This is a genomic window from Commensalibacter sp. M0133, from assembly GCF_016101485.1.
GTDB lineage: Bacteria > Pseudomonadota > Alphaproteobacteria > Acetobacterales > Acetobacteraceae > Commensalibacter > Commensalibacter melissae.
On sequence record NZ_JACFQI010000005.1, the window covers coordinates 46,113 to 57,503 of the forward strand.

Sequence of the window (11,391 nt, forward strand, 5' to 3'; positions counted from 1 at the left end):
GTTTTAAGCAAATGAGTAATGGACCTGAACAATATGCGAATAAACAATCTATTGGCGAAATGCTTCGTTCAAGAAGAGAAGAATTGCACTTGAGTTTGGAGGATATTTCTCAGAGGCTGAGAATCCGGTTGGTTTTTTTAAAGGCTCTGGAGGATGGGCAGATCGATCAGTTGCCCGGTATAGCCTATGCAGCCGGTTTTTTGCGTTCTTATGCAGAGTTTCTGGGACTGAATGTTGACGAGGTAATCAAGCGCTTTCGTTTTGAGCATCAGGGAACAGAATATAAACAGAAATTACTGTTTCCTGCTCCTGTCCCTCAATCTGGCGTTCCTGCCGCTGTAATTATTTTTGCAGGTTTACTGATTATTGCTGGGGGATATGTTGGCTGGTACAAAATGACTGATCATCGAAAGGTTCCTGCCGAAACTATTCCATCCATTATGGATAAAAATGGTAAAGATCAGGCGCAGGAAAAAATTTCACCACAGATTGCATCTGTTATGCCCTCTCAAAACGTAAATAATGCAAAACCGGATCAAAATGTTTCCAATGCTATCCATAAACTTGAATCACAGGTAGCCCAGTCTCAAAAAACAAATGAACCGGCTTCGGAACCGGCAAATTACTCGCAGGGTGATAAAAACAATTTTTTACAAGAAAATAAGTTGTCTCCACAAAATTCATCTATAGACAATCAACAGAAACCACAGGAACCCTCTTCTATTCAAACCAGTAAAGCATCTGACTCATCAGGTAAGGTTGATCAACAACATCCTGATTCGGTAAAAAATATTGAAAGCAAAGATAATGAGACAACAGAAAAAGTTGATAACAATATTATTATCAGGACATCCGGAGCCAGTTGGTTAAAAGTTCAGGATCAACAGGGTCGTATTTTATTGCAAAAAACATTGCAAAAAGGTGAAAGCTGGACTGTTCCATCAGATCATGCAAGGGTTGTTATGACCATTGGCAATGCCGGGGCTGTCATTATTGAAAATAATGGGAAGCAGTCAAGGCCTCTGGGTGAAAGGGGAAAGGTTTTACGGCATTTTGTTATAACGCCTGAGTTATTGGAAACGATTGTTACAGAACCTGTAGATAATAATTCGGATGCAATGCCTGAAAAAAATAAGAAGAAAACGGTCAATGAGAATGGCTTGAATTTAAATAATGATCAGGAAAAGACTGAAGGATCTGATAATCGTTAGGACAAATATTTTATGTTTAAGCGGTTATATATTGCATATTTTAATGGGGTTGGTTAGTTAAAAGAAGATGGTGTAAAATTGATCTTTTAAGATTGTTTCTTTTAAGGTTAAAGGCATTACCATAATTAACTTGGAGAAAAATTAATGAGTTTACGCCCATATCAGCAAATTATTCGTCGCAAAAGTCGACAAATTAATGTGGGGTCTGTTCCTGTTGGCGGGGATGCACCGATTAGTGTTCAAACAATGACAAATACGCTGACCAGTGATGCACAGGCAACGGTTGCACAAATTAAAAAAGCTGAAAAGGTGGGGGTTGATATTGTTCGGGTTTCCTGTCCTGATGAGGATAGTACCAGGGCGCTGAAAGAGATTGTCCGTAATGTGGAAGTTCCAATTGTTGCGGATATTCATTTTCATTATAAGAGGGCGATTGAAGCTGCACAGGCAGGCGCTGCTTGTTTAAGGATTAATCCAGGAAATATTGGTAATGCGGATCGTGTTCGGGATGTAATTAAGGCGGCAAAAGATTATAACTGTTCAATTCGTATCGGGGTTAATGCGGGTTCTCTTGAAAAACATCTTTTGGAAAAATACGGAGAGCCTAATCCTGAGGCTTTATTGGAAAGTGCGATGGAGCACGCGAAAATCCTAGAAGATAATGATTTTCGCGAATTCAAAATTAGTGTTAAAGCTTCAGATGTTTTTTTGGCGGTTGAAGCTTATCGTTTATTATCTGAAGCTTGTGACTATCCATTGCATATCGGTATTACTGAAGCGGGCGGGAAAAGAGCGGGAACTGTAAAATCCTCCATTGGATTAGGTTCACTTTTATGGGCAGGTATTGGGGATACAATGCGCGTTTCCTTATCGGCTGAACCTGAAGAGGAAGTCGTTGTAGGTTGGGATATATTGAAAACGCTTGGTTTGCGTCATCGGGGGGTAAGGGTTGTTTCCTGTCCTTCCTGTGCACGTCAAGGTTTTAAGGTCATTCCAACGGTTGCAACATTGGAAGAACGTTTGGCTCATATTGAAACGCCAATTACGCTTTCTGTCATTGGTTGCGTTGTTAATGGTCCAGGTGAAGCCACCATGACGGATGTGGGTGTTACCGGGGGTGGATCAGGACGTCATATGGTCTATGTTGGTGGAAAGCAGGATCATACGATTCCGGCTGAAGAAATGATTAACCATATTGTGCAATTGGTTGAACAAAAAGCCGCACAGATTGAAGCGGAAAAAACTGCTCAAAAAAAAGAAAAGAATTAATTTTAAAATATAATTTCAAATATAGGATAGTTTAAAGTGAGTGTGGTTAAACCCGTTCGTGGAACCCATGATTTGATTGGTGACGAGGCAAAAAATCATCAATATGTCATGCAAACCGCAAAAAATATTACTTCATTATATGGGTTTGAAGAATGGATAACACCGGTTTTTGAAGAAACAGGTGTTTTTGCGCGCTCTTTAGGGGATACGTCGGATATTGTTTCCAAGGAAATGTATACATTCCAGGATCGTGGTGGGGATTCTCTCACCCTGCGTCCCGAAGGAACAGCTGGAATTTGCCGTGCCTTGGTTACAAATGCTTTGACCCAAACCCTTCCTCAAAAGGTTTTTTATGCCGGCCCAATGTTTCGTTATGAGCGTCCTCAAAAAGGCCGTTATCGGCAGTTTTATCAGATTGGTGCAGAATTGCTGGGTACGGCAACCCCTTTTGCAGATGCGGAAATGATTGCAATGGGGCAGCATATTCTTAATGCCCTGGGTATTTCAGATAATGTTGTTCTTGAATTGAACACGCTGGGGGATCTGGCCAGCCGTCAAGCATGGCGAGAAGCTTTAGTTGCCTATTTTAAAACTGTTAAATCTGAATTATCAGAAGATAGTCAAAATCGGTTGGAGAAAAATCCCTTGCGTATTTTGGACAGTAAGGCGGCACAGGATAGAGTGTTATTGGATCATGCTCCGTTAATGAAAGATTATATGACTACAACAGCACTGGAATTCTGGGATAGGTTACGAAAAGCACTGGATCAGTTTAAAATTCCATTTAGAGAAAATCATTATATTGTTCGTGGATTGGATTATTATAGTCATACGGTTTTTGAATTTGTAACGACAAAGCTTGGATCACAGGGTACCGTTCTGGCGGGCGGACGATATGAGGGGTTGGTTGCAGAAATGGGGGGACCTTCTGTTCCTGCTATTGGATGGGCAGCTGGGGTTGAAAGATTGGCTCTTTTATTGAATTCGATACCCGTCCAACCTAAATCTGTAGCAATCATTGTATTTTCTGATGCGGTTCATGAAATGGCATTTACGGTTTTACAGCTATTGAGAACGCATAAAATTGCTGCTGAAATGACCTATAAAGGGAATTTCCGTAAACAAATGGAGTGGGCTAATAAAAGGAAAGCGTCTATTGCATTGCTTATTGGTGAGGATGAGGCGACCAAACAAGTTGTTCAGTTGAAAGATTTGAATTCTGGTGAACAAGTCGAGGTTGCCTTGCATGATTTGGTTTCTCAGCTTATTTTGAAATTGGCGAAATAATTTATGTCTTCTGAAGAATTTTCTGCAAGTTTTAATGATCGTCTGGATAAAATTATAGCTCGGTCAGAAGAATTACAACACTTGTTATCCACTGAGATATCCGGGGATGAATTTATTGAGGCTTCACGTGAATATGCTGAATTGAATCCGCTTGTAGCCTTGATTGAATCTTTAAGGACGGCAGAAAAGGATTATCAGGCTGTTCAGGAAATGCTTGATGATCCTGAAATGAAAGATTTGGCACAGGCCGAGTTACAGGGGTTGCATGAAAAACTTCCGGAAATAAGACATCAGATTCGTTTGGCAATGTTACCAAAGGACAAGGCCGATGAACGAAGTGCAATTTTAGAGCTACGTCCAGCAGCTGGGGGTGATGAGGCGGGTCTGTTTGCGGCAGAACTTTTCTCTGCTTATCAACGTTACGCGGAATCTCGAGGCTGGCGCTTTGAAATTCTGGAATATGGTGATACTGGATTGGGCGGTCTTAAAGAAGGGATTGCTTCAATCACGGGAACGGGAGTTTTTGCCCGTTTGAAATATGAATCGGGTGTTCATCGTGTACAACGTGTTCCAGCTACCGAAAGTCAGGGGCGTGTTCATACTTCAACAGTAACCGTTGCAGTATTGCCTGAGGCAGAGGAAGTGGATGTCACAATTGATGAAAGTGATCTGCGGATTGATGTCTATCGTGCTTCTGGGGCTGGTGGACAGCATGTTAACAAAACGGAAAGTGCGGTGCGGATCACTCATATTCCGACAGGTGTGGTCGTGGCGATGCAGGAGGAAAAAAGTCAGCATAAAAATAAGGCGAAAGCCATGAAGATCCTGCGTGCACGTTTATATGAACAACAACGGTTGGCCGCTCATGAAAATCGTGCGGCAGACCGTCGTTCTCAGGTGGGAACAGGAGATCGTTCTGAACGTATTCGTACATATAACTTTCCACAAGGACGTGTTACTGATCATCGGGTAAATTTGACGTTGCATAAGATTGATCGTGTTATGTTGGGGGAATTTGATGAAATTATCGATTATTTAATCCAGGAAGAACAATCCCGACTATTGGCTTCTGAAGAGAATACCTAGGAAAAAAATTCTGGTTTTGCCTTTTATTTCTGTCTAATGCTTTAGTTATATTATCGTTTAAAAGCATTAGTTGTTTTTATATTTGGATAAATTGATTTTTACTGGATTACATGGATAATAGTGTACAAATACCGTTGGCCTCATTAATTCAGGAAGGCGAGATGCTTTTTCAAAAGGCAGGAATTGAAGCACCGCGACGAGAGGCAATGTTATTAATAGCTGCGGCGTTAAAAAAAAGCAGAACCGAATTATTCTTGATGGATAAAACAGAATTGATCGATCCTGTCCTAATTCGTTCATATTTTTATAGACGAAGTCAGCATGAACCTTTCGCTTATATTGTGAGGGAAAAAGGATTTTGGTCGTTAAATTTGGAAGTGTCAGAAGCCACTTTAATTCCTCGCGCTGATAGCGAGACTTTGATCGAGGTTTTGTTGAAATTATTCCCGAAACGCCAAACTCGTTATAATTTTCTGGATCTGGGTACCGGCACAGGTTGCCTGTTGCTTGCCGCCTTGTCTGAATATACGAAAAGTTTTGGAATTGGGGTCGATTATAAAGAACAGGCTGTTAGATTGGCAAGGAAAAATGCGGAAAAATGCAAATTGGCCGACCGATCTATATTTTATACAGGTTATTGGGGTAATGCCTTAAAGGGAGAATTTGATATTATTTTATCCAATCCACCTTATATTCGTGAACATGAATTATTAAATTTAATGCCAGAGGTCAAAAATTATGAACCCATGTCAGCTTTGGCTGGGGGAAGGGACGGCCTTGATGCATATCGTTTAATCTGTTATCAAGCCGCGGATTTATTAACGGAACAGGGAGTTTTGATTTTAGAACTAGGAATTGAACAGGAAGAGCATGTTACAGAGATTGGAAGGGATGTAGGGCTGCATGTTGTGCAAAAACAACAGGATTTAAATGGTTATACAAGAGCCCTTGTTTTTTCTAATATAAAATTGTAAAAGCTTATCATATAATTTTATTTTAATTATAGTAAGAGAAGCTACTAACTCAATATAATGATTGATAGCTGTATAAATTATAGTATTAAATTGCAATTTATTTATTTCATTTAGTTTACTTGTTTCATATTAATCATTATCTATCAACCAATCAAAATGTAACCTTAGTTTCATATTTACTAATAGGAAAGTATAACAATAACTTATGAATACAAAACGTATGCGAGGTCGTTATTACCGGTCAGGCAATAACGGGGGGGCACGGCATCAAAACGGACAGGTTTCTTTTAATCGAAATCATGTGTTTGAAAGTAACGGTCCTAATGGACGTATTCGTGGAACTGCTCAACAATTACATGAAAAATATCTTCAACAGGGACGGGATTCCATAAGTTCAGGGGATCGGGTCAATGCTGAAAGTTTTTTTCAGTATGCAGAACATTATTCTCGTATTGTTAATATGATTAACCAGTCTAATCAACAAAGACATCGTCCCAATAATTTTCAGGAAACGGCAAATAATACAGAGCCTGCAAAAATGATAGAGGATGAACCGGAAACAACCGAGGCTGTCGAAATTAAGATTGATGAAACTGCAAATGAAACTCCTGTTGTTCAGGAGATAGAGGCTGAACAGCCTGCACCGGTTCGTGTGCCCCGTAGAGGAAGGCCTCCTAGAGCGCTGTCAGCAGGAAAAAAAAAGCTTTCGGAAGAAAATAGTTAAAATATTATAGAAGATGAGTGAAAAATACTTGACTTTGTCATTTAAATAAGGGTAATTAAACTCGTCTTTCAATGATTGATAAGGCGGCGTAGCTCAGTGGTAGAGCAGGGGAATCATAATCCCTTGGTCGGTGGTTCAAATCCGCCCGTCGCTACCATCTTTAAAATTTGGTTTAAATCTACAGATGGTTGTTAAAATTCAAAATCCTTAAAATCGAATAATTCTTAACAACTTATTTTTAATTTTGTCTTTAAGTTGGTATTTTGTGATTTGATTGTAATTTTATTATGATCAGACTGATGGTATGATTATTGTTGAAGTGATCAGAGTCATTGAATATGAAAATACATTTTGTTGGGAATGGAAAAATAGAACGATCTTGTAAAAAAATTTTTTTAATAATTTAACGAGATTAGATGTGATATATTAAATTGTCATACATAATCAGAAATGGTGCTGCTGGCGAGGATTGAACTCGCGACCTCTCCCTTACCAAGGGAGTGCTCTACCACTGAGCTACAGCAGCTTCGATTTGCTTTATTTAGTAGCTTTTCATTCAAAATGATGCAACAAAAAAATTTATCTTTTTGCATATTTTTTATATGGCTTGCAAATCAAGGATAAATTGTTCAAAAGTTAGATGAAACATTTATACCAAATCCAAAATTCAGTTCGATTAATATTATTTTTGTCTTCTATGTAAATTCATCAAAGCGTATCTTAAATAGTATTAAAGAACCATCATGGTTCGAAATGAAAACGCCCGTTTAATGCTGTATATTAAAATAGGATATCAGGTTGTAACTATGAAATATAGCTTTTGTTTTTTATCACTTTCCTTTTTGAGTATTGCATTGACCAGTTGTGCGGTTGGACCTGATTTTAAAAAACAGACACCTTGGTACCCTTCAAAATGGTATCCAAACCATAATTCAATCCACGGTAATGTTACAAGTCAAATCAGTAAGAATAAACTGGATCCGAATTGGTGGGAATGTTTTCATGATCCGATATTATCTGATCTGGAACGTCGCACTATCGCAAATAACCTTGATATTCAAATGGCTACACAGCGAATGATTGCCAGTCGTGCCCAGTTAATCATAACAGGATCGGCACGCTTTCCCACCTTGAATGCAATGGGCAGTTACAGCCGAGCACAACATAGTAGTAAAATGGCACGTCGAATTATTAACCGTGTCGAGAATCAGAAACCTGAGTTAGGTAAAATCGTTGACCCCAAGGATATTGATATTCCTACTTTTAATGAATGGGCTGATGCTCTGGATTCAAGTTGGGAAGCTGATATTTGGGGACGTGTTCGTCGTCAGTACGAGGCTGGTAAAGCTTTATGGCAAGTTTCCGAAGAGGAGCGACGAGATATTTTAACCCTCCAGTTGGCTGAAGTTGCCAATGATTATATAACTTTACGTGGATTGCAGACACAACTGGATATTGTTCGAAAAAATGCGAAAATTGCTCAGGATTCACTTGATCTAGCTCAAAAACGTTATACGGGGGGATTGGTAACAGAACTGGATGTTCACGATGCCCGTGCTCAACTGGAACAGACAAATGCACAGATCCCACAATTGGAAGAGCAGGTCATTAATTATATGAATGCCCTTGCATTGTTAATGGGGGAACCACCCCGCGCCTTGGATCAAACTTTGTCACAACAAAAACCAATTCCTCCAGTTCCCCCGCAGATTCCTGTTGGTTTGCCCTCTGAATTGCTGCAACGTCGTCCAGATGTAAGAGAGGCTGAAGCCGCCTTACATGTTGCAACCGCAGAGGTTGGTGTGGCAGAAGGGGATTTTTATCCAAAAGTAACCGTGGATGCAAAAATGGGCTTTCAATCTTTATCGATCAAGGATTTGGGATTTTGGTCAGCACGGGCATGGAATGTTGGACCGACAATATCAATTCCCATTTTTGAAGGGGGGAAATTAAAGGGTCAATTACAATTAAAAAAGGCGCAGCAGAAAGAAGCGGCTCTTGCTTATCGTAAAACTGTTTTGCGTGCTTGGCAGGAGGTTGATAACGCTCTGTCTGCTTATCAAGCCGAACAGTTAAGAAATGATAAATTAAGGGAAACTGTCAATTCAAACCAGCAATCTGTTTTTTTGGCACAGGAACAATATCGTGAGGGGTTACAAACTTTTATCAATGTTCTGGATGCAGAACGTCGACTATTGCAATCTCAGGATGATTTGGTAAAAAGTACAACACGTATTTCAACCAATTTAGTACAACTGTATAAAGCACTTGGTGGAGGATGGGAAACAACCTTTCCCGAACATACTGAATCGCTTCAAAAGAAAAGTTGATTATAAAATTGCTAGCGCATAATCAGAATAGTTGATCATTACGGTCAAATTATTTATTTCCTTATAAATAATTTATATTTTGGAGCCGTATTATTGCCAAGGAAATTTTATACCCTTCAAATGTTAAGAGGGCTTGCCGCTTTATCAGTTTGTTGGGCGCATTTTTTATCGATTAAAATAGAAGTTAAACCCATATTCGCAACGATATATACGTTTTCTGGACCTTTCGTGCGATATGGGGTGGATCTATTTTTTGTTATAAGTGGTTTTGTCATTGCGTTGAACGTTCTTGAAAACCATGAAAAAGCATCATTTAAGGAAGGATTGAAATTTTTAATTAAAAGAATTTTCCGGATTTATCCGTTATTTTGGATTACCATGATTTTCATTATCATTCTTTTTCACTGCAATGGTATTAAAACAGCTGGTTTGCATAAAATAGAAAATATTTCACATTTTTTCCTTTTAACTACTGATATGCCATTACAGAATGCTGCATGGACATTGCCCTTCGAACAGTATTTTTATCTTGTAATGTTCTGTTTTATTTGTTTGTTTCCCAGAAAATCATTGCTTCCTTTTTTTATAATCTGGGCAATTTTACATTTGATCATTTTATATGCTTATGTAGAACATTGGATTCATCATGTTCCATTTTTTCTCGGAGATAATCAGATTTTCAACTTTTTTTTCGGGTTATGCGTTGCTTATATCTTTTTTAAAATAAAAAAACATACTGTAATGGATAAGTATATTGCTTTGTGTTTAGGTATATTGATCGGTGGTACAGGTTTTATATTAACTTATAAGAAATTATATGGATTACATTTTAATGAATGGGCCAATTTATTTTATAATGGATTATCACCAGCTCTGATTTTATATGGATGTATAGGTCTTGAAATAAGCAATCATATTCAAGTTGCGAATTTGTTTAAAAAACTAGGTGATATGTCATATTCCATTTATTTGTGGCATTGTCCTATCCTTTATATTTTTATCACATTTTATCAGTTACGATTTTTTTCTAACGCTACCCATCCTTTCTTGCAGATTGCTGTAGAATTAATACTTGTCTTAATTGTAAGCTTTTACAGTTATAACTGGATTGAACGTCCGTTTATTCATTTATCAAATCGAATTGTTAGAAAATGGTTATAAAATAGAATATTTGGGTATTATCATTGAACATGATGCAATTAATAAGGTTAAAAAAAAAGGATTAACATGGCAGAAGCATTAACCCTTTTAAACTGAAATTTAACTATTTTACTAATATAACAAAATAAAGTAAATTTAAAAAATGATTAATGTTGTTATACGGTCTCCTTAAAACAATAAAGTAAAAATAAAATATCTAACAAACTAACACTTTTACTTTTTCGACATACAGAAAATGGAGAAAATTGGGGTAATTTCTGAATAGGGTTTTTATTCGTAATCATTAGTGTAAAAGTTAATATTATGATACGAGTTTACCTTAGTCATTTCAGAATTATCCTAAAAAGTCCCAGTTTGTCAAACATATTGTTATTATATAGTCAAAATTACGTTTTGAAAATAAAATTTTAATAAAATTAACTATATTTTTATAAACTATATTTTATATTTCTTAACAAGAGGATGTTTTTTCTATTTATTTATTATCCTATTATATTTTTCAAATAAATTTGAAATTAGGTTATTAGACAGTAATTCCTTGAATATTATTTCAATTTTTTGAAAATGAAATTGAACAAACATTTTATGATCAGATGAATATACTTGGATGGCAGTTTGAATTTGTAATTGAGTGATATAGATCAATAAAATATCAGAATAAGTAATAATAATTCCAATCTTAAATCAGTACAAAAATATCAAGTCTAATTTAGATAAAACCAGATGCTATTGGAAACATTTTTTATTTTACTGTTGATGAGGTTGATATAGCGAATGATTAATTTTGGTTAAGTTATTGAAATTGTGCTGGTTGCCACCATATAAGGTTTGCATCGAGAAGGTGGGATGTTTCTTGTCTTTGAGTTGTGAATCGCTATTGATACCTTTCTTAATTTTTTCTTTCTTATTAAATTTTAATATTTTTTATTTAACTTAGCTTTGTGACACTTCTTTTCAGGGGTGAATTCGATATTTGGTAAGGTATCCTGTTCTGCTGATTATGGACGGGATACCTTATTTATTGTGATTGGGATTCTGTTTTTTGCGGAATCGGAGATTTGGATGTATTGTTGGCTGGGTTATGGTTATTTAAGGTGTAAGGTCTTGATAACCTATTATTTTTGTTATTGGCGAGATTTTTTTGGATAATTTTGAGAGAAATCGGTTGACTGGCATGAGAGATTTCTGTAGAAGGACATTCACGGAGCGACGAGCTTGAAAGTTCTTGACTGGTTGCTTTGTGGGGATTAGATTGTAGGGCTCATTTTTGATGTGTTTTACGGTTTTGTTCATTGACAATTGTATAGGATGAGAAGGGGATATGCTGGTGGCGTATTGGTTGTAGTGTT

General features: G+C 37.2%; 9 protein-coding genes and 2 tRNA genes. 9 read left to right on the forward strand and 2 right to left on the reverse strand.

Annotated elements, in window-relative coordinates; translation table 11 throughout:
• Window positions 1-11 precede the first annotated feature (11 nt).
• The 7 genes from H3T46_RS08275 (at window position 12) to H3T46_RS08305 (ending at window position 6,708) form a co-directional block, all read left to right on the forward strand.
• Window positions 12-1,211 carry a helix-turn-helix domain-containing protein gene (locus tag H3T46_RS08275; protein ID WP_198198221.1) on the forward strand — a complete coding sequence of 400 codons (1,200 nt, stop codon included), beginning with the start codon at window positions 12-14 and terminating at the stop codon, window positions 1,209-1,211.
• 144 nt (window positions 1,212-1,355) lie between these two features.
• Entirely contained in the window at window positions 1,356-2,480 is a 1,125-nt protein-coding gene (ispG, locus tag H3T46_RS08280) for a flavodoxin-dependent (E)-4-hydroxy-3-methylbut-2-enyl-diphosphate synthase (RefSeq protein ID WP_110439535.1), read from the forward strand.
• A gap of 36 nt (window positions 2,481-2,516) precedes the next feature.
• Entirely contained in the window at window positions 2,517-3,767 is a 1,251-nt protein-coding gene (gene hisS, locus H3T46_RS08285; protein ID WP_198198222.1) for a histidine--tRNA ligase, read from the forward strand.
• Between the two features lie 3 nt (window positions 3,768-3,770).
• Window positions 3,771-4,853, forward strand: coding sequence for a peptide chain release factor 1 (gene prfA / locus H3T46_RS08290; protein WP_198198224.1), 1,083 nt, complete (start codon window positions 3,771-3,773; stop codon window positions 4,851-4,853).
• Window positions 4,854-4,963: 110 nt separating this feature from the next.
• Window positions 4,964-5,827, forward strand: a complete 864-nt coding sequence (prmC, locus tag H3T46_RS08295; RefSeq protein ID WP_155568784.1) for a peptide chain release factor N(5)-glutamine methyltransferase — start codon at window positions 4,964-4,966, stop codon at window positions 5,825-5,827.
• 205 nt (window positions 5,828-6,032) lie between these two features.
• The gene (locus H3T46_RS08300; RefSeq protein ID WP_198198226.1) at window positions 6,033-6,551 is read left to right on the forward strand and encodes a DUF4167 domain-containing protein; all 519 of its coding nucleotides are present in this window, start codon (window positions 6,033-6,035) and stop codon (window positions 6,549-6,551) included.
• 82 nt (window positions 6,552-6,633) lie between these two features.
• Window positions 6,634-6,708, forward strand: a tRNA-Met gene (locus H3T46_RS08305).
• Window positions 6,709-7,002: 294 nt separating this feature from the next.
• Here the strand turns inward: H3T46_RS08305 and H3T46_RS08310 are convergent.
• Window positions 7,003-7,077 (reverse strand) — tRNA-Thr (locus H3T46_RS08310).
• Window positions 7,078-7,294: 217 nt separating this feature from the next.
• Here H3T46_RS08310 and H3T46_RS08315 point away from each other — a divergent pair.
• Window positions 7,295-8,881, forward strand: a complete 1,587-nt coding sequence (locus H3T46_RS08315; protein WP_230873006.1) for an efflux transporter outer membrane subunit — start codon at window positions 7,295-7,297, stop codon at window positions 8,879-8,881.
• A gap of 93 nt (window positions 8,882-8,974) precedes the next feature.
• Window positions 8,975-10,042 carry an acyltransferase gene (locus H3T46_RS08320; protein ID WP_198198228.1) on the forward strand — a complete coding sequence of 356 codons (1,068 nt, stop codon included), beginning with the start codon at window positions 8,975-8,977 and terminating at the stop codon, window positions 10,040-10,042.
• 1,089 nt (window positions 10,043-11,131) lie between these two features.
• Here the strand turns inward: H3T46_RS08320 and H3T46_RS08945 are convergent.
• On the reverse strand, window positions 11,132-11,391 hold a 260-nt coding region (locus H3T46_RS08945), incomplete at its 5' end, for a hypothetical protein (RefSeq protein ID WP_232347582.1).

Coding starts and splice junctions, on each gene's coding strand:
- H3T46_RS08275 (WP_198198221.1), top strand. CDS start 12: ATGAGTAATGGACCTGAACAATATGCGAATAAACAATCTATTGGCGAA.
- ispG (WP_110439535.1), top strand. CDS start 1,356: ATGAGTTTACGCCCATATCAGCAAATTATTCGTCGCAAAAGTCGACAA.
- prfA (WP_198198224.1), top strand. CDS start 3,771: ATGTCTTCTGAAGAATTTTCTGCAAGTTTTAATGATCGTCTGGATAAA.
- prmC (WP_155568784.1), top strand. CDS start 4,964: ATGGATAATAGTGTACAAATACCGTTGGCCTCATTAATTCAGGAAGGC.
- H3T46_RS08300 (WP_198198226.1), top strand. CDS start 6,033: ATGAATACAAAACGTATGCGAGGTCGTTATTACCGGTCAGGCAATAAC.
- H3T46_RS08315 (WP_230873006.1), top strand. CDS start 7,295: ATGGTTCGAAATGAAAACGCCCGTTTAATGCTGTATATTAAAATAGGA.